Origin of the sequence: Oceanobacillus rekensis (genome assembly GCF_002153375.1) — a bacterium.
GTDB classification, from domain to species: Bacteria; Bacillota; Bacilli; order Bacillales; family Amphibacillaceae; genus Oceanobacillus; species Oceanobacillus rekensis.
Map to the genome: position 1 here is coordinate 62719 of NZ_MTBQ01000006.1, position 25039 is coordinate 87757.

A 25039-nucleotide genomic window follows, 5' to 3' on the forward strand; every position below is an offset into this window, starting at 1 on the left:
CAATCAAAATACACATTACAAAAAAAGCTTAAAGTAGCGTGACGGATTAATTTAATAAAAGGCTGTTATAACGGTCTGTATTTACATGAAACTTAGGACTTGCATGAATGTTATATACTATTACTGTGATCCTGAAATTAAAGGAGGAATTCATTTGAAAGATGCAATTATTATAAAAGGTGCACGTGAAAATAACTTGAAAAATATTTCACTAGAAATCCCTAAGAACAAGCTTGTTGTACTGACTGGACCATCTGGATCAGGAAAATCAACATTAGCATTGGACACCCTACAACGGGAGAGTCAGCGACAATATATGGAATCAATGGGAATGCCGACAGATGGTTTTAGTAAACCGAAAGTCGATTCCATGATTGGACTATCCCCCTCCATTAGCGTGGGACAGCATGTTACAAACCGAAACCCCAGATCAACTGTTGGAACCATAACAGATATGTACACGTATTTACGACTAATCTATGAAAAGTTAGGTGAGCGACCGTGTCCTAACTGTCAAACAACCATTTTTCCCACATTAGAAAAAGTAGAAAGGGATGAAGAACCTTCTAGCTTCAAAGAATACATTCATTGTCCCAATTGTGACCACCGCTTAGAAAAGCTAACACGCTCCCATTTTTCTTATAATACATTAGAAGGTGCTTGTACAACATGTGGTGGTCTTGGCAATGTGACTGATATAAATTTAGATTCTGTTTTTGATGAAGAATTGAGTCTAAAGGAAGGCGCAGTTACAATCGGTATGTGGAATGGTTCGTATGGTGAATACCAGCGAAATATTGTAGAGCTAGCTTCCCGGCACTATGGTATACCATATGACGAAAATCTTCCTTTAAAGGAATTTAGTGAGGAGCAGCGGGACTTATTATTTTACGGAGTAGAAAGTGATAAATTTACAAGACATTTCCCAGATGTCAAACCACCTAAAGCGGTTGGAAAAGGAAAGTTTGAAGGAATTCTAACAGGTATGCGAAGAAGATTCGAGGAAAAAGGAGGTAGCTCCAGTTCAGGAGAAGCGGCCTATTTCTATTTTCAAATTTGTCCTGAATGCAATGGAGAAAGACTGAATAAAGTCAGTAGAGAGGTATATGTCGCAGGAACAACGATTACAGAGGTATCTAACTTCTCACTTGAAGCTATGCATATGTGGTTACTAGAGCTACAACAGTCAATCCAACCCGAAGATGCGGTGCTTGTTGAAACGTTTTTACATGATTTAATATCCAAGGTAGAGCGGATCATTCATGTTGGGTTGGGATATTTATCAATGGATAGGCAGACCATTACACTTTCTGGTGGGGAAGCGCAGCGGTTACGTTTGGCATCCATTCTCGGTTCTGGTCTGACAGGGGTTCTCTATATTCTCGATGAGCCAACTGCAGGACTGCATCCAAAGGATACAAAAGGTTTAGTAAAGATTATGAAGCAACTGAGAGACTTAGGGAATACCGTTCTTGTTATCGAGCATGATGTCGATGTCATGGAAGAAGCAGATTATATTATCGATATAGGACCAGGTGCAGGAGTCAATGGTGGGACAATAGTCGGTGAAGGAACATTGCTTGAATTAAAGGAACAGCCGGACTCGATTACTGGTTCATTTTTAAGAGAAAAGCCATTACCTGTCAAAAGGAATCGATCAGGTACAGGCGAGCATTTGACCATCCACAATGCAACCAAACATAATTTGAAAAATGTCACCGTATCGATTCCGCTCGGCTGCCTTGTATCCATTACAGGTGTATCAGGTTCAGGGAAATCGTCGTTAATATTTGATGTGCTCGCTGCTGGCGAGAGTGGGGTGTATCAGGGTTGTGAGAAAATTACTGGGTTTGAATCAGTAGGTAAAATTATCACTGTGAACCAAACTGCATTAAGCAGGATGCAACGTTCGAATGTTGCCACATATACCGATGCGTATACAAACATCCGTAATCTTTTCGCTAGTTTGCCTCAAGCGAAGGAAAGTTACTTGAAACCGAAAGACTTTTCCTTCAATACGACTGGAGGACGATGTGAAAACTGCCAAGGGCTTGGCTTCGTATCCGTGAACATGTATTTCTCTGCCGATATTGAAATACCTTGTCCTGTTTGCCATGGCACGCGTTTTAAAGAACATATTTTACAAGTAACTTATAAGGGTAACTCAATTTCAAACATCTTAGATCTGTCGATTGAAGAGAGCTTTCCTATGTTCGAGGATCATAAGAAGCTGGCTCCGATTGTACAATTATTAATTGAGATTGGACTCGGTTATTTGAAATGGGGTCAATCACTGACTACATTATCTGGTGGGGAAGGCCAACGCCTCAAACTAGCAAAGGAATTAAATAAACAAACGAATAAATCCACCTTGTATTTATTGGACGAGCCATCTACTGGATTACATCCAAACGATGTGAAGCAGCTACTAGTTTTACTAAATAAATTAGTGGATGCGGGTAACACGGTAGTTGTAGTGGAGCATAATAGTGATGTAATTCGTGCATCCGATTGGGTGATTGATCTTGGTCCAGAAGGTGGAAATGCTGGAGGGGAAATTATGGCAGAGGGGACTCCAGAGGTAATCTCGAAGGTAAAAGCTTCCCATACTGGCGCATTTTTGTGAGTGTGATACAGTGAAAAAGGCTCTATTCGTAAACTTTATTGGCCTTTAGATCTTTATTTGAGATAAACTACGGTGTACTTAAACCTTGCTATAGGTAACTGTTATAAACGCCGTCCGGGTGAGCGGAGGGCGGATGCGCATCTTAGGGCACGGCCTCAGCCCCGAAGAGAAAACCACACTTCTGGTCTTCGGACACGTGCTTTTCTAAGTAGGAGTCACCGCCTTCCGCTCACCCGAACTGGTAAAGTTGTATGATGCTATCTTAGCTATTAGAAAGGGTAGTAACTGCAAGCCACTTCTACCCAGCTCTGGGAAATACACGAAGACTCCTACGGGAAATGAGGCATAGGTGAGACCCTGAAATGCGTCAGCATGAAGGGGCTCACCAGCCGCCTTAGGATGCGCGCAGTGCATTTCCCAGAGCGGTCGCCGAAGTTACTTATCTTATTTCAAAGTTTATAGAAAAACAACTTAAGAAAAGATGTTGAATTGTTTTACGTTTAATAGAAAGAAATGACAGGGGATATAGTTATGGAAAAGAATGAAAAGCAAGAAAAACAGGGATTGAAACCATTTATATCACTCGTTTTATCGACAAAACTTCCAAAGGGAGCTCTTATATTTGGCTTAATTGGTAGTGTTATAACGATGCTAGTAGGGCTCTCTATCCCCCTACTTACAGGGAAATTGGTAGATGGATTTTCTTTTGAATCTTTGAGTATTGCATTAATGATTATAATTTTTTCAGTATTTATTTTACAAGCAGTTGTAGATGGAGTATCCACGTATTTATTATCTGTTGTAGGACAAAAAATTGTAGCAAGCCTTCGTGAAATGATGTGGTTTAAACTAATCCGTTTACCGGTAAGTTACTTCGATAAGCATGCAAGTGGGGAGTCTGTCAGTCGAGTAGTAAACGATACAGGGATTGTTAAAAATCTAATCTCCCAGCAATTCCCGCAGTTTATAACAGGATTGATCACTATTGTAGGTGCACTCGTTATCCTAATGATTATGGACTGGAAGATGACATTATTAATGCTAGTTGCAGTGCCGGTTACATTTCTTATTATGATGCCACTTGGAAGTAGAATGGCCAAAGTATCAAAGGGACTGCAGGATGAAACAGCAACCTTCACAGGGGAAATTCAACAAACATTAAGTGAAGCCCGTTTAATGAAATCCTCGACCGCCGAACAAATTGAAAAGGCGAGGGGATTAAAGGGAATAAATAGAATGTATGATTACGGTTTAAAAGAGGCAAAAATCTTTGCGTTAATTGGTCCGTTTATGTACACCGTCATGATGCTTGTTATTGTTGTTATTATAGGATACGGAGGAATTCGTGTTGCAGAAGGTTCGATGTCAACGGGTTCACTAGTTGCATTCTTACTATACCTTTTCCAAATTATATATCCGGTTACCTCTTTTGCGATGTTCTTCACTGAATTACAGAAAGGCAAGGGAGCAACAGAACGAATTATAGAGATTTTGGAAGTGTCTGAGGAAACTGGCCAGGATGGAATCGAGAAGGATATTACCAGTCAACCTGTTCATGTCTCTAATATTTCATTTGCATATCAAGAGGGCGAACCTGTCCTTCAAAATATATCGTTTGAGGCACAACCTGGTGAGATGATAGCCTTCGCAGGTCCTAGTGGTGGCGGGAAAACAAGCTTATTTGGTTTGTTGGAACGTTATTATGAGCCTACAGATGGTGAGATAAGAATTGGAGATACCCCAATTGATCAATTATCAATGAAATCATGGCGCAGTCAAATCGGCTATGTTTCTCAAGAAAGTGCCATGATGGCAGGTACGATACGGGAAAATCTCACTTACGGCTTACATAATGCAGATTCGGTTTCCGATGAACATTTATGGAAGGTTGCAGAGATGGCATATGCCGATCAATTTATCAAAACGTTCACAAATGGTTTAGATACAGAGGTTGGCGAGCGTGGTGTGAAGTTATCTGGAGGACAAAGGCAGCGGATCAATATTGCTCGAGCTTTCTTGCGGGATCCGAAAATTTTAATGCTGGATGAAGCAACTGCAAGTTTGGATAGTCAATCTGAACATGCAGTTCAAGAAGCCTTGTCTCGATTAATGGAAGGCCGCACTACATTCGTAATTGCCCACAGGTTATCAACCATTGTGGATGCCGATAAAATTATTTTCATTGAAAAAGGGAAATTGACAGGAATGGGAACACATCTGGAACTCATTGAAACACATGAGTTGTATCGTAAGTTTGCTGAGCAGCAGTTGACATAGTAGTCTTCGCGATAAAAACATGGCGATAATCTATAGATAACATTGTGACTTTAATATCTTCTGTTTAAAATGAAGATAAATAGTATACAGCAACACTGATCAAACGTTTGATCAGTGAATAAAGAAACACCCCTATAGCTTGATAGTAGCTGTTATAGGGTGTTTTAAAACTCATTCAGTACTTAGGTTGGGGTTAAAAAAAGGAATAAAAGAAAGCCTTATTCATCGGAGATTCCGCTAATCTAAAAAACTGTGTGTTTTCAATTAAGAATCCACACAGTTTTTTTAGTATATTATAAATTAATTTTGCCCTTACATCTTTATCGTTACTCTACGTGTGATTACACGTATAAAGCCTAAAATAATTCCTATCAAAACAATTGCCCCCAAAAATGATCCATAAAGAGGAAGGTCAATAGATGTAAATGGTAGCCAGTTAGATAAGGGTTCCTCTATATCGGTTCCCCAAAGCAAATCACCAATTACAATAAACGCGATTGCCAATGCGATAAATCCGAATCCGGCGATCCATCCAAATCGATAATAACCAGAACCTATAAACCATCCTACTGCATAAATGCTGAGTATATTAAGTGTGTACATAAACATGGATAGTAACCAGTTACTACTGTGAACCAAGATGGAAGAACCTACAATTGCTTTTGGTAGAAAAATGCTAACACTATTATCCGAACTTTCGATTACAGTATCAACCATACCACGGTCCAATTCAATCGGCAGGTTCGTCATTTCTAAAATGATATATTCTAATCCTGTCAGTAACGTTGCAATGATGGCAATGGCAAACGATACTCCAATGGCAGCAAGTGATGCCCCGATAAAGTAATCCTTTCTCGTTATACCTTGGTTAACATAAAAAGTTAAGAAAGCATAGGCAGAAATAATGCCAATGACAAGCATATAAATTTTGGAGGATCCATGGGAAAAGAAGATAAAGTCCCCTAGAGGATTACCAGTATTTATGGAAACGATTATCATGATGATATGTGCCGTTAAAATAAAACTAAGAAACCAAAGAGACCATTTTAGTTGAACATAGAACATGTCTACAGCAACCTTAGAAAAAAATGATTGTTGCTTCATATTAATCCTCCTCACTTGTTAAATGAATGAATAGGTCTTGAAGGGAGATGGGACCAACTTCCAAACCTTTTAGCTGGGCATCTTGTCTCTCGTTTTCATTTAAATCACCATAGACCATAACAGATTTCGTATTTCCTAACTGTTGTACATTCAATTGCTTCATTCCAATTATAAAATCATCCACTTTGTCGGCTGACCCTGTGATGGAAGCACCACGAGAAGCTAATGTTTCGTATTCTTCATGAAGTACAAGGGAGCCTTGATTAATAACGATGACTTCATCAAATAAATAGTCCATTTCGGAAACTAGATGTGTCGATAAAATCATTGTTCGTGGATGTTTTGCTTGATCATCCAATAATTCTTTATAAAAAATCTCCCTTGTCGGTGCATCCATTCCAAGATATGCTTCATCAAAAATAGTAATTGGTGTCCGGCCAGCTAACCCTAATGTTACATTCAGTGCGGATTGCATTCCTTTGGATAACTTGTGCACAGGCTTATCCAATGGCAACTTAAATCGTTTTATAAGATAGTTGGCATATTCCTTATCGAAATTTGGCCGATACCTTTCAATAACCTCAAGCATTCCTTTTACTTTTTCTGTTTCATCGCTATAATCCTTTTCGTAAATAAATGCCACGCTTTGCATAATTCTTGCATTTTCAAAAGGAGATTCTCCATCAATTGTTAAGGATCCATCTGTTTGTTCCCGGAAGGAAGCTAATATGGATAGAAGGGAAGTTTTCCCAGCACCATTTCTCCCGAGCAGTCCATAGATTTTGCCGCTCTCAAGCTTGAAAGAGATATTTTTCAATGCTTCAAAGTCTTTATATTTTAGTGAAAGATTATTTATATCAATGTTCACTTTAGTTCACTTCCCTTTACCTTTTTTATTAATGCCATAATTTCCTTTTCCGATATTCCTAATTTATCTGCTTCCTGGACTAGGCCAATAATATAGTTATCGATAAATGTGTCTTTACGTTTTTGCACTAGCTTCTCTTTTGCTCCATGCGCTACAAACATTCCGACCCCTCGCTTTTTATATAGGATTTCTTCATCAACTAACTGGTTTACTCCCTTTGAAACGGTAGCATGATTAATCTTGTAAAAATTAACGAGTTGAGTTGTTGATGGGGCCTGATCACCTTCCCTTAGTTGATCGTTTACAATCTGATCCTCTATTATTTCTCTGACCTGAATGAAAATTGGCTTATTATTATTAAACTGCCTACTCAATATGTGTACACCACCTTAAATGAGCTTTGTTAATATGGTTATACGGTTATATACCTATGTGTATAACCGTAACAGCAGTGAGTATTTATGTCAACATTTTTTAAAATGTAGTTATCTAGTTTCTGGATGTATTGTAAAAAGTAAGTTATCGTAAAGGACAGGAATCTAAATCTGGAAATGATATGAGTTAATTCTAGGTATAACTGATTTAAAAACGAATGGAGGATGAATGATGGGCACTTTAATCGTAAAAGATGAAATTATTATTCATGCATCAGCTTCGAAAGTGTGGGATGTTCTTGTTAGTCCGAAATATGTAAGACAGTGGGATGAACTGCCAGAAGACTTTCCAGAAGAAAAAATGAGTGTCGGAAGTGAAGTTGTGTGGGATCTGCCTAATGGTGGAGTAACAAAAACAACAGTCATTGAAGCTGAACGGGAGAGCAAATTAACGATTTCTCTCTATGTGTCCAATTGGGATATCAAACCGGATCCAGCAGCTATTGCATATACTTATGAAATGATAAAGCAAGATAATGGGATGAAACTCTCGATAAAAATTGGTGACTTTTCACTACTTCAAAATGGAGAAGACTATTATGAAGCATCTGTCGAGTTTGCACAGGAGTCAAAGCAGAAGATTAAACAATTAGCAGAAGAGTAATAAAGATTGGTTTTTATTGAATTTGAAGCTGTTTTAAGGCATATTTGTAACCAATAGAATCAAAATGGCGAGGTGTCGATTGAGACAACTCGCCATTTTTCTATAACTTAATAAGGTTCTGCGTCATGTCCTTTATCAATAGCTTCTTTAGGTGCTTTTTCTGCATCTTTTGCACCGATCGGATTTTGACTTGTTCCATCCTTATTCGTCATCTTACTGGCCTTTTCCAATCCTTCACGTAACCTCCGACCATATTCTTCATCCGCTGCTTCAGCTAAAGCAATCATTTTATCTTGAATCCGCTGATCACATTCAGACAGATCACCGATAAGATTGGAGATTAACTCATCTTTTTCCCAATCTTCAAACATGCGGTATGTTTCACCAGCCTGTTTTGTGTTGTCATTCCGATCGATGGACTCCCGTACAAGTTTACCTTCTACTTGTGGGGTATGTTCTGCACCAGTATTTTCAGCTTCCTTCAAACCACCCAATACAGATGGTTCATAGTTCACATGTGGATTCTGTCCGGGTGCTTTATCGTTTTCATAACGTAACTGCCCACCTTCTTGGTTTGTGGCAACGCGTTTTTTAGCCGCATTGATTGGCAACTGCAAATAGTTTGCACCTACACGATAGCGTTGCGTATCAGAATAGGAAAAAGTTCTTCCTTGGAGCATTTTATCATCGGAGAAGTCGAGACCATCAACGAGTACCCCAGTACCAAATGATGCCTGTTCCACTTCGTTAAAGTAGTTTTCTGGATTTTTATTCAATACCATTTTCCCAACAGGATGCCATGGAAACTGATCATTAGGCCAAAGTTTTGTATCATCTAGTGGGTCGAAATCGAGTTCTGGATGTTCACTATCACTCATTATTTGAACAAATAGTTCCCATTCTGGATAATCACCTTTTTCAATTGAATCATATAAATCCTGTGTAGCATGGTTAAAACTTTTCGCCTGTATCTCTTCGGCCTCTTTAACTGTCATGTTTTTAATCCCTTGTTTCGGTTCCCAGTGATATTTTATAAGTACTGCTTCACCCTCACTGTTTACCCACCTATAAGTGTTTACTCCTGACCCTTGCATCATTCGATAGTTTGCAGGAATGCCCCAAGGGGAGTAGATAAACGTTACCATATGAAAAGATTCAGGGGAGTTGGCGCAAAAATCAAAGAAACGCTCACTATCTTGTATATTTGTTACAGGGTCTGGTCGGAATGCATGAATCATATCGGGGAATTTCATTGCATCACGAATAAAGAATATTTTTATGTTATTCCCAACTAAGTCCCAGTTACCGTCTTCTGTGTAAAATTTAACCGCGAAACCACGTGGGTCACGAACTGTTTCGGGTGAACCTGCATTGTTTACTACTGTTGAAAACCTGACAAAAACAGGTGTCTGTTTTCCTTTGTCCTGAAACACTTTAGCACGAGTATATTTAGATACCGGTTCCTCACCAACTGTTCCATATGTCTCAAAATAACCATGTGCACCAGCCCCGCGCGCATGAACAATCCGTTCAGGAACCTTTTCCCTATCGAAATGACTAATTTTTTCAATATAATCATAGTTCTCAAGCATTGCAGGACCCCTATTGCCGACCGTTCTTATGTTTTGATTATTTGTAACGGGATGACCCTGTCTTGTCGTTAATGTATCGTCATTTTCTACATTTCCAGATTGATTCTGAGTTGATGGATCTTTAGCCATTTTTTCTCCTCATTTCCATATAGAATTTTGGCCTTTACCAAATGAACACCACACTATTTATCATTACCAGACGTCGTTAAAATAACCGGTTTCCCCTAAAATTTAGATTGGGAAATGAGGGTTTTTAGTCAAATTATTTAAAAGTCCAGATAGAACATATAGGTTTCAATAGTAAGTCATATCTCAGAAGAAATGAACATAGGAAACTATAAGTGTTAAAATGAGGAGTAAGAGTCATAAAGAAAGGGAGATTACGTGATGAAAACAATGGAGAAACTGGATAAAATACCTATCAATGATCCATGGGAAGCATATATGGATGTGGAACAACACGGGGAAATGACTTTATCCAATATCGAATTCACAACTACATATATGTGTAATATGAGATGTGCGCATTGTGCTGTAGGGTACACACTGCAGAATATGGATCCAGATGCATTACCAATGGATCTTATTCAAAAAAGACTGGATGAAATTCCACATCTCCGAACACTAAGCATTACCGGTGGGGAACCAATGATGAATAAAAAGTCAGTGAGAGATTATGTTCTTCCATTGTTAAAGTACGCACATAGCCGCGGAGTAAAAACCCAAATGAATTCTAACTTAACGTTGCCGTATAATCGTTATGAAGAAATTATTCCTTATTTGGATGTCCTACATATTTCTCATAACTGGGGAACGGAAGAGGAATTTGCAGAAACAGGATTTGCGAATATGGAAAGAAAGCCAACAGATGCGAACCGCAAAAAATACTTCGAACGAATGGTGGAGAATTCTCAAAGACTTGCGGGTGTTGGCGTAATGGTATCAGCTGAAACGATGCTTAATAAGCGTACATTTCCGTATCTCGAGAAAATCCATGAACATGTTTTGGAAATGGGCTGTGCACGGCATGAGATTCACCCCATGTACCCAGTTGACTTTGCCAGTAATTTGGAAATACTCAGTCTGAATGAGATGCGGATAGCGATAGAGAGACTTCTGGATCACCGTAATAAAAATATGTGGATGCTATTTGGAACGCTGCCATTTTATGCTTGTAGCTCCTCTGCAGAAGATCTAAAGCTTTTAAAACGTTTATATAAAGAAAAGAATGTCACCGTTAGAAATGATCCGGATGGTCGTTCTCGTCTAAATGTAAATATTTTCACGGGTGATGTAATCGTAACGGATTTTGCTGATGAACCCTCACTTGGTAATATCCAAACCACTTCATTACTGGATTCCTATGCTGCATGGATGAAAACAAATACCGCAAAGAGCCTGAACTGTCACTGTCCAGCAGTTAAATGTCTGGGACCTAATGTATTAGTTAAAAATGCATATTATCCAAATGTGGATTTCCAAAATAGAAACGCCAGTATTTCTATTTAATTATCAACTGGATGATAGGATATCATGCAAAAATTCGATTGATTTATAACATATGCACTCATTCTTCTGTTAAACTAATAGTATTATGCAAAAATTCATTGAATTAGTATTGACAATTACTACAATACCTAATAGATTTTGATATAACAGGGAAATCAAAGAAAGAGGATGTTCAAAAATTCCGGTAAAAATGACACATCGAATTTCGCGCCAAAGCTTGGTTTTCCGTTCGTTGGAAAGGAAAACCACCAATCCTTGTGTGCGAGAATATTTGCTCGCGTATTAGAAGCATACGCCCGAATAGAATTCTGCACCACCGCCTACAAGCGTATTAGGGGGAAGGGAATTCCTTGGTGGAAGCAGAGAAGCAAATTCACTGAAGTAGGCTCGCTGCCTCGAACTTCGACGCACAGGAAGTGCTAGTGTCGGCGTTGCAACAAAGCTATTTGATAGAGCGAGTAATCGCAGCTCCAAATGTTTTCGGTGGGACGAGTAACCGCAGTCCCAGGACGCCTGCGCACTTAGCCGAGTTCGGTCCTTTTTATCCTCCTTTTGAAAACATAAGAGAAAGGGTGCTTTTAAAAATGCCTATCAGAATTCCGGGACAACTTCCTGCAAAAGAAATTCTTGAAAACGAAAATATATTTGTAATGGAAGAAGAGCAAGCGACATTGCAGGAAATTCGCCCTCTAAATATCGTCATCTTAAATTTGATGCCTGAGAAAGAAAAGTATGAAACCCAGCTGCTTCGCTTTTTAGGGAACACACCTATTCAGGTAAATATATCCTTTTTACGATTAACGACCCATACTTCGAAAAATACAAGTAAATACCATCTGGACACATTTTATAAGCCGTTTTCAGAAGTGAAAAATAAGAAATTTGATGGAATGATTATTACGGGCTCTCCTGTGGAACTTATTCCCTTTGAGGAAGTAGATTATTGGGAAGAACTACAGAGTATAATGGATTGGTCACAGGAAAATGTAACATCCAACTTACATATATGTTGGGGGGCACAAGCTGCATTTTATCACCATTATGGACTTCATAAATATGAACTTCCAAGAAAATGTTTTGGGGTTTATGAACATACCGTATTATCACCGAATGAGAATCTAGTTCGTGGGTTTGATGATACTTTCCTTGCTCCGCATTCCAGATATACGGATATTGAATATGAAAAAATTAGAAACCATCCGTATTTGCAAGTGCTCGCTCATTCAGATAAAGCTGGCGTTTTTCTAGCCGCTTCCAAAGATGGTAAAAATATTATGGCTACAGGTCATTTGGAGTATAGTGCAACTACATTGGCTGAGGAGTATCACCGGGACCATGAACGAGGTATAGAAACACAAATACCGGAGAACTATTTCCCTGATGATGACCCGGAAAAAGAACCATTATATCGTTGGAAAAGCCATTGCAGTCTGTTGTTTTCCAATTGGCTTAATTATTATGTATACCAGGCAACCCCATTTGAATGGGATTGATTCTTCAAAAGTAATTAAAAAGCTAAACTTCCGTTTATATAAGAAGTTCAGCTTTTTTAATTATTAAGAGAATATTAACCTGGCAAAATGGTAATAAGCAATTCTTCCAATGAAGCTTCTTCATAACTTTCGATTAATCCTTGATTGGTGATCGAATCCTTTGTGACAACCTTTTGCTTTACATTAAATGTAATCGGACCCTTAAATGGAAAGTTGTTTATCGCAATAGTATGATTATTAAGCCACCTGAGCTGTAATTTTTGTGTACAAAATTGATGAAGAGGGGTATTGGTCGGAATACCTTCTTTGAAAAAGGGATGTTCATTCTGTTTAGAAGTACCAGGTTCATTCATACAAATATATAAGGAAAGGTTATCTGCAAGCTGGAGTAGACTATAATGAAATTCAAACAAACGTTTGTTGAATTTGTTGAGTGTATCAACGATTGCCTGTTGTCGTATTTCCTCATATATAACAAAAGCCTGTGCTTCAATAGAGGTATTATTTAATAGAAAACGCTTATAGTGTTCACTGCAAAGCATTGCTGCATAAGAGTCGACCTTTTCCACTTCATCAATGCCATGTTTATACAGAATGATTTTCGGCAAGTTTGGGAAGTCAAAAAATGTGAATGGTTTGTTTTCTTTATCATTATAGAAAGGCTGTTTATCAAATTCCTTCCAACCATAATCATGCTTGTAAGCCGCATACTCAACAGAATCACGAAGCTCCGGACCAAGGAAGTATTCCGACTTCCATTGTTCCAGGATATATCCGGAAATTTGGGCGTGATGGTCCTGTTGAATCAGTACATAATCATGTTCATGCTCTCGAACAATCATTCATATTCTTCCTTTCCATTATGCATTTTCTTTTAGTATAAGCATACATGGAGCGAGAATAAAATAATAACTCCATCAGCCGTTGTTAAATTCGGGCTGATGGAGTTATTTACATAAGTTTATTAAACTGTAATCTTTTATTTAAAGCATAAATGATTGGAATCCCAATTAACAATACAGCAAATTCTCCGATAGCTGTTGTAAGCCATGTGAACAGAAATGGCAGTTCCAGAGCAAGATTCAGTTCAAGTGCAATGATAAACATATTGAACGTGAATACAAGTGTATTTGCGGTAAGCAGTATCCAAATATTTTTAATATATCTTGCCAGCAAAATAATGACCGCTAATGAGATGGCAGAATGTGCTACACCGAAGACTAAATCATACCAGCCTAAAGGTGAAAATAATAAATTATATAAAAACACACCTAATACAATTCCAAAGAAATATTTCTTATCAAAGACAATCAGATGATTGAATAATTCAGAAATACGGAATTGTATATTTGTAAAACCGAATGGAATAATAAGTGCAGACACAGCAATATATAATGCTGCAAGTAAACCGTTTATGACAAGTGTTCTTACATTCATAAGATATTCTCTCCTTAGTTTTTTATCGTGGGATGGTTACGAACCACGTAAAGCAATGCAAACTAGTATAATACAAAAATGAATAAAAGAAAAGCTTCTTTTTCACATAGTTTGGAACTGCGGGTACTCGTTTCACGGAAAAGAATTGTTGGTTTATAACGTTGCAGCTCGAGATGAACTACGACATAAGATAAGTCTCTATGGCGACCGCTCTGGACGGTGACTCCTACGGGAACAGCACGTGTGCGAAGACCCCACAGCGGTGGTTTTCCGCGAGGAGGCTGAGGCCGTGCCCGTGGAAAGCATCCCTCCAGAGCGATCCCGGACGGTAGGGAAAGCACATACTTTAGAATTTAATTCAAACAGCAGTTAATTCGCTGTAAATAGATTTTGTGAATAAATCTTTTCGGCGGGACGAGAATATGCGTTCAAGTCTTCAAGAAATGAGCCTTCTTTAATAAAGAAGATCAGTTGACATTACTATAAAAAGTAATTATAATACTTACATAAAGTAACTAAGTATAAACTTGTAATGAAATATTGGATAAACAGAAAAATATAGAGGATGATTATAAATGGAAAAGAAGTTTTTTGAAAAACCGACAATCTATGTCGGGGAAGTTAATATAAATGTGACAAATTTGGAAAGGTCCGTGACTTTCTATAAGGATTTCATGGGATTTAAAACTCTAAAAGAAGAGGCAAATAAAGTAGTTTTGACAGCTGATGGAAAAACACCATTAATAACATTGGTACAGCCTAAAAATGTAACTAAAAAAGCTGAAAGGACAACTGGTTTATACCATTTTGCAATTCTGTTACCATCCCGTGCGGACTTGGCTGCATTCCTGAAACATATCATTCAAGCTTCAGGTGGGAAAATGCGCTTAGGGGCATCTGATCACTATGTCAGCGAAGCATTGTATTTTGATGATCCGGATGGGAATGGAATTGAAATTGCTCATGATCGCGATTCTTCGGAATGGAATTGGACTGAAAATCAAGTATCCATGGCAACAGTAGCGTTGGATGGTGACAATTTACTTGCTGAGGCAAAAGGAGATTGGCAGGGGATGCCTGCAGATACCCTTATGGGCCATATTCATCTACATGTCTCGGACTTGGAAAAAACAAGAGAGTTCTATATAGATGGGCTTGGATTTAATGTTGTTACGGAATTTCCTGGAGCACTTTTCACATCGCATAATGGCTATCACCACCATATTGGATTAAATGTATGGAATGGGGCAGGAGCACCAAAGCCTGCAGATAACAGTGTCGGCTTAAATTGGTTTACGCTTCAATTTCCCGATGTGACAACTCTTGATGAAGCAAAAGAAAAATTGGGAAAAGTAGGTGCCGACGTAAAATCTGAAAATGATTATTATGTAGTGGAAGATCCATCTGGTATTACGATTCATCTAGTCGTAAACTAAAGAATAGTAACTTAATATAGGTTGTTTTATAAAAATTGGGCCGTAGTTATTCGTCCTACCGTAAAACACTTATTGTTATTGACACAAAATCTATAAACTATGAAGTAACTGCTGGTTGATTTCTATCAGTATGTAGAAACTTCGACATCGCTCTAGGAAATATACTTCGCGCATCCTAATGCGGCTGGTGAGCCTCTCTTCCCGCTAGAGTCTCCGTATATTCCCCAGAGCTGGTTAGAAGTTACTTCGCAGTTTATCTCAATTGGATAAATTATGAAGCAAAAAGTATTGCGAAAAAGAGACTACAGGAAACTAGCTTCTGTAGTCTTTTTAAATTATTTAGTTAATTTATGGCATTATTTTTGTATTAAAGGGTAAAGTTATAGTATGTTATGAAGTGATATTTATAGAAGCTATAACATAATCTGCAAAAAGGGAAGAAAACAACATGGAATACATATTATTGGTTATAGGATTTGTCCTATTAATTAAAGGAGCGGACTGGTTTGTTGATGGTTCCTCCAACATCGCAGCATTACTTCGGATTTCGCCAATTCTAATTGGTCTTACCATTGTCGCCTTTGGTACAAGTTCTCCTGAGATGACAGTAAGTATTTTTGCTGCATTGGATGGTAGTGCAGACGTTGCTCTTGGAAATGTAGTAGGGAGTAATATATTTAATATTACTCTTGTAGTTGGTTTGGCTGCATTTTTATTTCCACTAAAAGTGCAAAATGAGACGATTAAGAAGGAAATACCTTTTACATTATTGTCTACTGCTGCATTATTGATTATAATGAGTGATGTTTTTCTTCAAGGTGAACGTAATAATTTGATTACCCGGGGCGATGGCTTGATTCTCCTCCTATTCTTTAGTCTTTTCATGATATATGTATTTGAAATTGCTCTTAAGGATAGAAATGCCACCAAGGAAAAACCTTTGCCTGAAGGAGTTACATGGGGAAAAAATATTCTATTCTCGGTGTTGGGTTTGGCAGCGATTATTATTGGTGGAGAAATGGTTGTAACCAATGCAACTAATATTGCATACACACTTGGTATGAGTGAAACACTGGTAGGTCTTACCATTGTTGCTATCGGAACCTCACTTCCTGAACTTGTAACTTCTGTTTCCGCAGCATTGAAGAAACAAAGTGAAATTGCGCTTGGAAATATTGTGGGAAGTAATATTTTTAATATCCTTTTAGTGCTCGGTACATCATCGGTTATCACACCACTTGCATTTGACGATAAAGTTTTTATTGATATATTTCTAATGGTTATTTTAACGATTATATTATTAATATTTTCCAGAACGAATTTCAAAATTGGTAAACGAGAAGGTCTCATATTGGCCTTGGCATACATTGCCTATCTTGTTTATATTATTATTCGAAATTAAAAAATCCGATGTTCTACTCTTTAAGGTAGAACATCGGATTATTTCTTATCAGCATGGCTCATTGATTAAAGGAAAGGCATTCACTTATCTTTCGTTATTTCTAAAGCATAATGACAGGATGCTTACTTTACCTCTTTATTACCGACCCTTTTCAGAACTTCAATCAGTATTTGTTTGTCTTCGATCGATACATCTTCAAAAATATCTTCAATTACTTTTTGATGCTTTGGAAAGATATCATCCATCAGATCTTTGCCTTGATCCGTTATTTGAATATAGACGACTCGCCGGTCATCTGCACAATTGCTTCTTTCGAGTAAACCTTTATTTTCCAGTTTATCAATAACATAGGTTATCGATCCAGTATTAATTAAAACCGCTTCAGAAATTTCTCTGATTGTTTGCCTACCTTTATGATATAATGCTTCTAGAATTGTGAAGTCGGAAGTTCGCATTCCGTAACTGCTAATATCCTTCTTAATGATTTCCTCCAATGTTCTAGAAGCCTTCATTAATACGACAAAAGCCTTTAATGAAAAGTTTTCACTCATTATAAAGCCCTCCCATCCGAATGTCATAAATTATATTTAATTGATATATTTTTAATTAAGTATAACAATACCGAATGACTGGCTGCTTGTCAACTCTTAGGGGTTAATTTAGGTTTCGTATAAGTAAGGCAACTTATTCAATATTCCATGTAAATCCCATATGAATTGTTAATTCAAAATGGAAAAGTTATGCGGATTTAGGTTATCTTTAAAGTTTCCAGGTAATCAACATCTGAATTAAAGGTGGGAGGAGGAAGTGATTTTCCATTCACTTAAATTTCTAATACAAACCAACTGTATTAACGGAATATGAGGTAGAAATACATAGAATAGTTTATGGAGAAATGGATTTAGAAACTCTTTTGAATGACAACTAAGGTACCGTTTGAAGGGTGGCCTTAGTTGTTTTGTATTTTACTAACGAATTCAACTATCTTCCCGGATCTTCAACATCTGCATTTGCTTATTAAACAGTGTAGGATAGGATAAAAAACCAAGCATAATACTTGTAACTGCTGCCGTCGTTAGCAACAGGAAGAGAATCAGCAATTGGAATTGAACCGCCTGGACAGGGTCTGCACCTGCGATAATCTGACCACTCATCATACCAGGAAGCTGAACAAGCCCAATTGTCTTTTGACTTTCTATTGTTGGAATCAAGCTTGCTTTAATCGAAGTGATTAGTGATGTCTGGACAGCTTGCTTCGGTGTGCCACCGAGAGAGAGAATCAATTCCGTTTCATCTTGACGTGTCTCAACTTCAGCGGTAAATCGGTTTAAAAATAAAATGGACAATACCATCGAATTACCAACAACCATACCACTAATTGGAATGATGTATTGTGCTGTTGCTGGAATGATATGGAATCCAAGTAGTATTGCTTGTGTAAGTATTTCCACAAAAATGAACGTACCTATCAGCTTCCACGTAATACCCTGGATGGTTGCACCTTTTTTGCGTGCATTTTGGGTAGCAGCTACAATCATTAGTGCGATCATTAAAATAATATAAATGTAATTGTCTGAGCCAAAAACGAATGTGAGAATATATCCAACGGCAAGAAGCTGAATAATAGAACGAACCGTTGCGATGATGGTATCTCTTTCTAGTCCCAGGTTCAGTGTTCTAGATAAGACAATTGGAATCAAAACAAAAATGAGGGATAGGGCAAGTCCTAAAAAGTTCATTCAATCTCCCCCTGTACAAATCGTTTTACACTTTTATTTTGTGGATTATTCAGGAGAGAGCTTTCTCCTGACTCAATTAGCTTCCCGCTCATCATTACCCAAGTATAGTCACCAATGGAGACTGCCTGCTGTAGATTATGGGTGATCCAGATAATCGTTACTTCAGACCTATTATTTATTCTTTTAATCAGTTCCTCAATATCCTGCTGAGAAACACGATCAAGTGAAGATGTTATTTCATCCAGCAATAGAATTTTTGGTTTGTTTACAAGTGTTCTGGCAATCGACACTTTTTGTCGTTGACCCCCAGATAGATCTTTGACATTTTTTTGTAAATATTCAGAACCTAATCCTACATCAATTAGTAGATTTATTGCTTTTTCTTCAGATAATATTTCTCCTTTTAATGTTAATGGCATGGACAGGTTTTTATAGACACTTCCACTAAGCATGGTCGCACTTTGTAGCGCAAGACCCACTGTACGCCTAAGCTCTGTTGGTTCATACTCATTGATATCCTTGCCATCTACTATAATTTCTCCTGAGTCTGGGGAAATGAGACCATTGCATAATCTGAAAAGTGTTGTTTTTCCTGCTCCTGATGGTCCAACTAACGTAGTGATCTTGCCTTTTGGGAAGAATCCGGTCACATTGTTTATTATCGGTGTGGCACCGTCAGAATAAATGACATGCTTAAATTGCAATGCTGATTCATTATTACTAGTTGTCAATAGAAATCATTCCTTGATTGTGGACAAATGAATTGGTTACTCATGTTAGTCCGTATTATTTTTGATTATGATATATTCTTCTTAGAGTTTACCAAAACGGACGAAATGATGAAACAAATTAAGAATGAAGTGGATATTAAAACGGCTTGGAATAAGAATATGTCCAAACCGTTTTAGAATCATATATTTCCTTGTTACGACCTGCCCATTTCCCTTTTTCTTTTCAGCAAAGCCTGAAACTCCTGATCTAAAGCTTCTGAGGGTTCCAAGCTCAGTCTGCCTAAAATTTCTGTTATTTTTGTTTCAATTAAAAGCAATTCCTGTTCCTTTGAATCAGCTTCGTCTTTTGGAATATGGTTTTTATAATTATCGTAGTTTCCTTCATATATTTTAATTTCCTCATTTTCAATGATTAGAATGCGATCAGCGGTATTTTGGATGAATTGACGATCATGGGAAACGAGCAATACGGTTCCTTCATAGTTTTGCAGTAGCCCCTCGAGTGCTTCTACGGCATCTATATCAAGGAAATTCGTTGGCTCATCTAAAATTAGCGTATTAATATCGCTGACAAATAATTTGGCGAAAGCTACTTTTACACGCTCACCACCACTTAATACATCAACCTTCTTATATACATCATCTCTATAAAAATGAAGCCTGGCAAGAACTGTCCGAATCAATGTTTCATCCTGTTTAGAGGTTAAAACGACATTTTCTAAAATAGATTGTTCTGTGTCAAGAACGTCAAGATTTTGACTGAAGTAACCAATCTTCATAGCAGTAGAGGAGGTTACTCCGGGTTCACTGGCTACTATCTTTTTTAATAGTGTTGTTTTACCAACACCATTTCTTCCGATAATAGCAATTTTGTCCCCGCCTCGAACCTGAAAACTTGAGGGGTTCCAAAGTATACGATCTTTTACGGATGCTTTTAATTCTTCTATTCGTAAAATAATTTGGCCTGTAAACGTTTCTATATTCGGAAGATCCATCTTAATTGCTGGTATTTCTTTTATTTTCTCCACTTTTTCTAGATTTTCCAACCTTGTTTCAATTGCTTTCGCTGTTTTTTGAAGTTTCTTTTGCTTTTTTGCAAAATAAGGTTTTGCCCCTGTGATTCTTGCTTCTGAAGAACTAATTTTCTTGGGCTTTTTCGTTGCTCTTTGTGCCTTTTGTTCTTTCAGTTCAAGGGCATTTTCTAATTGCCCTTTTTTTTGTTGATATTTTTCATATGCATTTTGCCTTTGGATGACTTCCAATTCTTTTTGAGCAGTGTAGTCTTTATAATTCCCTTTATACTCTTTAACTTTACCGTCGTTTTCAATCGCCCATATGGTCGTACAAAGGGCGTCGAGAAAGCTACGGTCATGTGAGACAATAACAATGGCCCCTTGCCATCTGGAAAGCTGTTTCTCTAACTTTTCCATATGCTCTGTATCCAAATTCGTTGTTGGCTCATCGGCCAGAAGCAAACCATTTTTCTTTGCCAGTGATTTATTGATATATTCCTTAGTAACTTCTCCGCCACTTTTCGTTGTGTTAGTATTCTTAAGCTGGGGCAGTAATTCACCGGAAGTTTCAGTGACAATTGAGCCCACATCAGCTTCACGAGTACCTGCCAGCAGTTCCAGTAAGGTGGTTTTTCCACTGCCATTACGTCCAACCAATCCAATTCGATCATTATTTTGAATGCTTAAGTTATCCACCTCGATAAGCAATCTATCTTTTACATAATATTTCAGGTCATTGATTTTCATAATAATCATATGTTTCATCTCCATTCTGTATTGGAGACATTAGAAAACTTGGCTTACCGCAATTATGGCGATAGCCTAAGTTGCACTTTGCAGATAGGAAAGTTTTCTGCTTTCCTATCTGCAAAAAATGCCTCCTATCCTTTTTCAGAATAGGAGGCATGGGTACACCAAAAAGAGACTGATCCCTTTGGCAAGAACAAAATACCATCCTATTCTGAAAAAATTCATGTTTTGGCATGACGAAAAGAGCAGATAGACTCCGCTGGTTTTTTTCACGCCTTAAATTGAATGTTTTCTAAAAAATAGGATTAGTACTTCATGTTCCCTTTGTTCACCCTTCCGTATATAACTTACTATCAGTATAAACGAAATATAAACGACTGTCGAGGTGGCTGCAACTCTCCATTTTTATTAAATGAGTCAATGAAAAAAGAGCATAATCCATGATGGACCATGCTCTTGTCCCAAAGATATGGGAAGTGCGGAAAATTCGTATTGAATCTAAAAACCAACCGCTTTCTCTGAGGAAATCTTATACAACCCGTCATTAAAAATGAATCAATCAAACGTTTGATTATATTGAAACTCATAGACCGCCTGAAAAGAACCTTCGCAATCTGATCTTCTAACCTTACTCTCAATTACTCAATTGCACTTTCACAAAAAACTACTTACTGCTTTGATAAGTCGATCGTGGAACCTTTTAGTTCTTGACGAGTCTGTCATACGCCAGTAAAGCAAATTTTCCGCCAAGGCTGTGCATTTCCTCATTGAAATTCACTTGTAAACAAGTTGCTGAAAAAAGTTCACAAGTCATTTACAACGTTCCTTCCAATGGTAGTTTGCCTTGTACTTTATATATACCCGTATTATTTATGGTTAAACCATTTTTTAAAAGATTATTTGCCACAAAATTTATAAACTACGAAGTGATTTAGGATTATTTACAAGATGTGCTATTGTTGCCATCCGGCTCTGGACGGATACGCACCTTAGGGCACGGCCTTCAGCCTCCTCGCGGAAAAGCGTAGTGAATACGGGCTGCGGTTGCCTAACCATCTTATTTCCATTATTAGTATTACAGTATATCTAACGTAGAGTAGTTACGTTACGTCCTACTTTATCTCGTGCTACGAGCATTATGAAGTCAAACTATTAAAGAAAAACCGTAAAAAATTTAAATAAATGATTAAAATGCTTTACAATTTATCATAATTTACTTATATTGTATATACCTAATAATTCTAGGTAGGTGAAAAAATGTTTAATCGTGAGCTTGTAAAAGGGAGCACATCATTACTTGTGTTGCAGCTTTTGAATGAGCGTGACATGTATGGTTACGAATTGGTAAAGGAAATGGACCGCCGCAGTGATCATAATCTGCAGATGAAAGAGGGTACACTATATCCCGCACTTCATAAAATGGAAAAGCAGGAATATATTGAATGCTACTGGCAGAATCAGAAAAAAGGCCCCGCACGTAAGTACTATCGTATAACTGCTCAGGGAAAAGAAATTCTAGCTGAGAGAACGTCAGAATGGCATCGTTATGTTCAGGTAATGAACAACTTAATTGGGAAAAACGAGTCATGACTGTGGATGAAGAAGAACTTTTTCGGGACATCGCCACACAGCGGTTCCTGAATGAATTAGATAAAGAGATTGGAGACTATCCAGATAAGCAAAGTATCATGGCAGATTATAAATTACATGTGTATGATTTGCTGCAGGAAGAGACTCTGGATGGAGATAAAATTTATGAAGAACTGGTTAACCGATTAGGAACGCCAAAGGAGCTTGCTTTGTTATGGAAGCAAGAGACTGCTGTAACACCTAGGAAAATGCAGTGGCTATTTGTGCTATGTAACTTTGCTATTTTTTTAGGAGGAGTTCTGCTGACAATCGGGTACAATGTATTTGATTGGAGCTGGCTGGAAAGTTTATGGACTGGATTAACAGATGCTACATCCATCATCATTCTTGCATATACGATGTTCTGGGGACTTCTTGGTTATGAAATTGGAAAAGCATTTGGTGCCAGGGGATATAAGTTATTAAATAAAACGTTTATTTTCTCGATTGTTCCGAATCTAGTATTCATGTATTTAATCGTATTTAAACTCATTCCATACGAGTGGTTTCAACCAATTTTGAGTTTTCGTCTTGTTGTAGTGTGTATTCTTTGCACAGGATTTTTATATCCAGTCAGTTGGTTAGGCTATAGATGGGGTAGGAAAGCTTCCGTGTGAAGAATGTTTAAAAAGTCATTAAAAATGACAATCCGGATTAGAGATTCGGTCTTCTACTAAGATCATCCACGTCCTGTGACTACGTTAACACATCTCACTCTCACTGAAATATTTGAGAAGGCATAGGACACATCGAATGGTTTGGTTTTGTTTTATTTTTCTTTTTAAACACATATTATAAAAAGGACGGAAAGAATGGTTTGGATTCACTCTTCGTGTGGAACAATTTTGCCTATATACATAGAATAACTATGTATATAGGATAACTATGTATAGGTGGGATGGTATGGAAATTCACATCAAAGGAAAAGACTTATTGTTTTTACTTACTTGTTTAGGGTTAGGGATATTAGCAGAATTCAGCTTCTTTCATGGGAAGATTGGATTGTCTTACCCTGTTTTTATAACAGGTTTTTACTTAGTCCTTTTTCTTCGTTTTCGTCTTTCATTCAATCATCGAAGGATTGGTTTACTTTTGATGGTGGCTATATGGATATTGGCTGGAGGATATCTGTTTTATGATAATGACTTTTTTCACGCCCTTAATTTACTCATCATACCAATACTCGTCTTTTTCCATATTGTGTTAATAACCAGTACGAAAAGATTTCGATGGAGTAAGCCAGAATTTATAACTCTGCTAACAAAGAAGTTTCAAGAAGGATTACAATATAATGCAGCGTTTTGCAAGTGGATATTAAAAAAATCTTTTAAAAATATGAATGAACAGACAGCACATATGTTAAAACGTATCTTTATCGGTTTGATGATTGGAGTTCCGTTATTGCTTCTTGTCATAGGTCTGTTAATGTCTGCCGATGCTATTTTCCAAGATGCTGTCTTACACATACCAGAATTTATCTTGCAGCTTAATTTTATAGAAGAAGCGTTGAGGATAGTAGCTATTATTCTCCTCACTTTATTGTTTTTCGGGATCTTTCAAGTGTTGCAAGTAAACGAAAAACCAATTGAGGACTCTATTATAGATCGAGTAAAAAAAAGAATCCGCTGGGATAGTGTTACTGCAGTAACCATTTTAGTTTTGCTAAATACGGTGTATGTATTATTTGTAGCCATTCAGTTTACGTATTTTTTCAGCGAGGGATTACAAGATGGATTAACGTATGCTGAGTATGCCAGAAGAGGTTTCTTTGAGCTTATCTTCGTTACACTAATTAATTGGGCAATTCTTATCAGCTTTTTGAAACTTGTTAAAGAAGAGCGGAAAGGCATGAAACTTACATTAAAAGTAATGTATTCCTTTCTTATTGTAATGAGTGGTGTCATGCTCATTTCGGCCTTTCAACGATTGAGTATGTATGAAGCTGCCTATGGATTTACAGTAGATCGGATTTTAGCACATGCATTTATGATCTATTTAATCATTATATTTGCATATACATTAATTCGAGTTTGGATGGAACGGTTAACATTATTGCATTTTTATCTGATTGCAGGGCTAACTTTTTATACGGGTTTAAATGCAATGAATATCGAGCAAATCATCGTTGATAATAACTTGGATCGTTATGAGGATACAGGGAAAATAGATATTGATTATTTGAATTCCCTTTCCTATACAGGATTGAATGGGTTGATAGAATTATATGAAATGGAACGAGAATATCCAGAACTTGAAAATATACTAAATGATCAATTGCAGCAAATGGAAAAGCAATCTAAGGATTCATGGCAAGCTTTTAATTTTACAAGACAAGAAGTGACGGAAAAAATACGAGAGCTTGACATCGGTCATTAATGTTAAAGAGAGGAGAGAT

The 25039-nt window shown here is 37.4% G+C and carries 21 protein-coding genes and 1 riboswitch; of the genes, 11 read left to right on the forward strand and 10 right to left on the reverse strand.

The window, feature by feature from the left end:
• Positions 1-154: 154 nt before the first annotated feature.
• Positions 155-2626 (forward strand): excinuclease ABC subunit UvrA, encoded by a 2472-nt coding sequence (uvrA, locus tag BV906_RS14590; RefSeq protein ID WP_087974371.1) that lies wholly within the window; start codon positions 155-157, stop codon positions 2624-2626.
• A 531-nt stretch (positions 2627-3157) separates the two neighbouring features.
• Complete coding sequence (locus BV906_RS14595; RefSeq protein ID WP_087974372.1) at positions 3158-4903, forward strand: ABC transporter ATP-binding protein; 1746 nt, start codon at positions 3158-3160, stop codon at positions 4901-4903.
• Between the two features lie 312 nt (positions 4904-5215).
• Here BV906_RS14595 and BV906_RS14600 read toward each other — a convergent pair whose 3' ends face one another.
• From BV906_RS14600 to BV906_RS14610, 3 genes are read right to left on the reverse strand one after another with little or no spacing between them, the layout of a single operon-like run.
• The gene (locus BV906_RS14600) at positions 5216-6007 is read right to left on the reverse strand and encodes a hypothetical protein (protein ID WP_087974373.1); all 792 of its coding nucleotides are present in this window, start codon (positions 6005-6007) and stop codon (positions 5216-5218) included.
• 1 nt (position 6008) lies between these two features.
• Complete coding sequence (locus BV906_RS14605) at positions 6009-6875, reverse strand: ABC transporter ATP-binding protein (protein ID WP_217896391.1); 867 nt, start codon at positions 6873-6875, stop codon at positions 6009-6011.
• The gene (locus BV906_RS14610; protein WP_087974374.1) at positions 6872-7249 is read right to left on the reverse strand and encodes a GntR family transcriptional regulator; all 378 of its coding nucleotides are present in this window, start codon (positions 7247-7249) and stop codon (positions 6872-6874) included. Before BV906_RS14610 ends, BV906_RS14605 begins: the two co-directional genes overlap by 4 nt.
• Before the next feature lie 232 nt (positions 7250-7481).
• Here BV906_RS14610 and BV906_RS14615 point away from each other — a divergent pair, with 232 nt between their 5' ends.
• Positions 7482-7913 (forward strand): SRPBCC domain-containing protein, encoded by a 432-nt coding sequence (locus BV906_RS14615; protein WP_087974375.1) that lies wholly within the window; start codon positions 7482-7484, stop codon positions 7911-7913.
• 107 nt (positions 7914-8020) lie between these two features.
• On the opposite strand, the gene BV906_RS14620 is transcribed toward BV906_RS14615, so the two are convergent.
• Positions 8021-9634 (reverse strand): catalase, encoded by a 1614-nt coding sequence (locus BV906_RS14620; RefSeq protein ID WP_087974376.1) that lies wholly within the window; start codon positions 9632-9634, stop codon positions 8021-8023.
• A gap of 258 nt (positions 9635-9892) precedes the next feature.
• Between BV906_RS14620 and yfkAB the strand changes: the two genes are divergently transcribed.
• Together yfkAB and metA are read left to right on the forward strand one after the other, a co-directional pair.
• The gene (gene yfkAB / locus BV906_RS14625) at positions 9893-11014 is read left to right on the forward strand and encodes a radical SAM/CxCxxxxC motif protein YfkAB (protein WP_087974377.1); all 1122 of its coding nucleotides are present in this window, start codon (positions 9893-9895) and stop codon (positions 11012-11014) included.
• A 584-nt stretch (positions 11015-11598) separates the two neighbouring features.
• Positions 11599-12507: a homoserine O-acetyltransferase MetA gene (gene metA / locus BV906_RS14630; RefSeq protein WP_087974378.1), complete on the forward strand. Its 909-nt coding sequence runs from the start codon at positions 11599-11601 to the stop codon at positions 12505-12507.
• Between the two features lie 74 nt (positions 12508-12581).
• On the opposite strand, the gene BV906_RS14635 is transcribed toward metA, so the two are convergent.
• Together BV906_RS14635 and BV906_RS14640 are read right to left on the reverse strand one after the other, a co-directional pair.
• Positions 12582-13349: a DUF3891 family protein gene (locus BV906_RS14635; RefSeq protein ID WP_087974379.1), complete on the reverse strand. Its 768-nt coding sequence runs from the start codon at positions 13347-13349 to the stop codon at positions 12582-12584.
• Between the two features lie 109 nt (positions 13350-13458).
• On the reverse strand, positions 13459-13944 hold the full coding sequence (locus BV906_RS14640; protein WP_087974380.1) for a QueT transporter family protein: 486 nt from the start codon (positions 13942-13944) through the stop codon (positions 13459-13461).
• An 8-nt stretch (positions 13945-13952) separates the two neighbouring features.
• A riboswitch (PreQ1 riboswitch) is annotated at positions 13953-13997 on the reverse strand.
• Positions 13998-14519: 522 nt separating this feature from the next.
• On the opposite strand from BV906_RS14640, the gene BV906_RS14645 reads away from it, so the two are divergent.
• Entirely contained in the window at positions 14520-15380 is an 861-nt protein-coding gene (locus tag BV906_RS14645) for a VOC family protein (RefSeq protein ID WP_087974381.1), read from the forward strand.
• Between the two features lie 448 nt (positions 15381-15828).
• On the forward strand, positions 15829-16782 hold the full coding sequence (locus tag BV906_RS14650; protein ID WP_087974382.1) for a calcium/sodium antiporter: 954 nt from the start codon (positions 15829-15831) through the stop codon (positions 16780-16782).
• Between the two features lie 122 nt (positions 16783-16904).
• Here BV906_RS14650 and BV906_RS14655 read toward each other — a convergent pair whose 3' ends face one another.
• From BV906_RS14655 to BV906_RS14665, 3 genes are all read right to left on the reverse strand, one after another.
• Entirely contained in the window at positions 16905-17333 is a 429-nt protein-coding gene (locus BV906_RS14655) for a MarR family winged helix-turn-helix transcriptional regulator (RefSeq protein WP_087974383.1), read from the reverse strand.
• A 426-nt stretch (positions 17334-17759) separates the two neighbouring features.
• On the reverse strand, positions 17760-18521 hold the full coding sequence (locus BV906_RS14660; protein ID WP_087974384.1) for an ABC transporter permease: 762 nt from the start codon (positions 18519-18521) through the stop codon (positions 17760-17762).
• A complete protein-coding gene (locus tag BV906_RS14665) occupies positions 18518-19252 on the reverse strand; it encodes an ABC transporter ATP-binding protein (protein ID WP_087974385.1) in 735 nt (244 codons plus the stop codon). The genes BV906_RS14660 and BV906_RS14665 overlap by 4 nt, the downstream gene beginning before the upstream one ends.
• Positions 19253-19279: 27 nt before the next feature.
• Between BV906_RS14665 and BV906_RS19555 the strand changes: the two genes are divergently transcribed.
• Complete coding sequence (locus tag BV906_RS19555) at positions 19280-19429, forward strand: hypothetical protein (RefSeq protein ID WP_176330368.1); 150 nt, start codon at positions 19280-19282, stop codon at positions 19427-19429.
• Positions 19430-19446: 17 nt separating this feature from the next.
• On the opposite strand, the gene BV906_RS14670 is transcribed toward BV906_RS19555, so the two are convergent.
• Positions 19447-21021 carry a Vga family ABC-F type ribosomal protection protein gene (locus BV906_RS14670; RefSeq protein ID WP_087974386.1) on the reverse strand — a complete coding sequence of 525 codons (1575 nt, stop codon included), beginning with the start codon at positions 21019-21021 and terminating at the stop codon, positions 19447-19449.
• Between the two features lie 1251 nt (positions 21022-22272).
• On the opposite strand from BV906_RS14670, the gene BV906_RS14675 reads away from it, so the two are divergent.
• The 3 genes from BV906_RS14675 (at position 22273) to BV906_RS14685 (ending at position 25020) form a co-directional block, all read left to right on the forward strand.
• Complete coding sequence (locus BV906_RS14675) at positions 22273-22605, forward strand: PadR family transcriptional regulator (protein ID WP_087974387.1); 333 nt, start codon at positions 22273-22275, stop codon at positions 22603-22605.
• The gene (locus tag BV906_RS14680) at positions 22551-23261 is read left to right on the forward strand and encodes an HAAS signaling domain-containing protein (protein WP_245844169.1); all 711 of its coding nucleotides are present in this window, start codon (positions 22551-22553) and stop codon (positions 23259-23261) included. The genes BV906_RS14675 and BV906_RS14680 overlap by 55 nt, the downstream gene beginning before the upstream one ends.
• Positions 23262-23547: 286 nt before the next feature.
• Positions 23548-25020 (forward strand): DUF4153 domain-containing protein, encoded by a 1473-nt coding sequence (locus BV906_RS14685; protein WP_087974389.1) that lies wholly within the window; start codon positions 23548-23550, stop codon positions 25018-25020.
• Positions 25021-25039: the final 19 nt, after the last annotated feature.

What these genes read in the sequence shown, in the direction of transcription:
- BV906_RS14595 (WP_087974372.1), top strand. Translation starts at nt 3,158, where the DNA reads ATGGAAAAGAATGAAAAGCAAGAAAAACAGGGATTGAAACCATTTATA.
- BV906_RS14600 (WP_087974373.1), bottom strand. Translation starts at nt 6,007, where the DNA reads ATGAAGCAACAATCATTTTTTTCTAAGGTTGCTGTAGACATGTTCTAT.
- BV906_RS14615 (WP_087974375.1), top strand. Translation starts at nt 7,482, where the DNA reads ATGGGCACTTTAATCGTAAAAGATGAAATTATTATTCATGCATCAGCT.
- BV906_RS14620 (WP_087974376.1), bottom strand. Translation starts at nt 9,634, where the DNA reads ATGGCTAAAGATCCATCAACTCAGAATCAATCTGGAAATGTAGAAAAT.
- yfkAB (WP_087974377.1), top strand. Translation starts at nt 9,893, where the DNA reads ATGAAAACAATGGAGAAACTGGATAAAATACCTATCAATGATCCATGG.
- metA (WP_087974378.1), top strand. Translation starts at nt 11,599, where the DNA reads ATGCCTATCAGAATTCCGGGACAACTTCCTGCAAAAGAAATTCTTGAA.
- BV906_RS14635 (WP_087974379.1), bottom strand. Translation starts at nt 13,349, where the DNA reads ATGATTGTTCGAGAGCATGAACATGATTATGTACTGATTCAACAGGAC.
- BV906_RS14640 (WP_087974380.1), bottom strand. Translation starts at nt 13,944, where the DNA reads ATGAATGTAAGAACACTTGTCATAAACGGTTTACTTGCAGCATTATAT.
- BV906_RS14645 (WP_087974381.1), top strand. Translation starts at nt 14,520, where the DNA reads ATGGAAAAGAAGTTTTTTGAAAAACCGACAATCTATGTCGGGGAAGTT.
- BV906_RS14650 (WP_087974382.1), top strand. Translation starts at nt 15,829, where the DNA reads ATGGAATACATATTATTGGTTATAGGATTTGTCCTATTAATTAAAGGA.
- BV906_RS14655 (WP_087974383.1), bottom strand. Translation starts at nt 17,333, where the DNA reads ATGAGTGAAAACTTTTCATTAAAGGCTTTTGTCGTATTAATGAAGGCT.
- BV906_RS14660 (WP_087974384.1), bottom strand. Translation starts at nt 18,521, where the DNA reads ATGAACTTTTTAGGACTTGCCCTATCCCTCATTTTTGTTTTGATTCCA.
- BV906_RS19555 (WP_176330368.1), top strand. Translation starts at nt 19,280, where the DNA reads ATGAATTGGTTACTCATGTTAGTCCGTATTATTTTTGATTATGATATA.
- BV906_RS14670 (WP_087974386.1), bottom strand. Translation starts at nt 21,021, where the DNA reads ATGATTATTATGAAAATCAATGACCTGAAATATTATGTAAAAGATAGA.
- BV906_RS14675 (WP_087974387.1), top strand. Translation starts at nt 22,273, where the DNA reads ATGTTTAATCGTGAGCTTGTAAAAGGGAGCACATCATTACTTGTGTTG.
- BV906_RS14680 (WP_245844169.1), top strand. Translation starts at nt 22,551, where the DNA reads ATGGCATCGTTATGTTCAGGTAATGAACAACTTAATTGGGAAAAACGA.
- BV906_RS14685 (WP_087974389.1), top strand. Translation starts at nt 23,548, where the DNA reads ATGGAAATTCACATCAAAGGAAAAGACTTATTGTTTTTACTTACTTGT.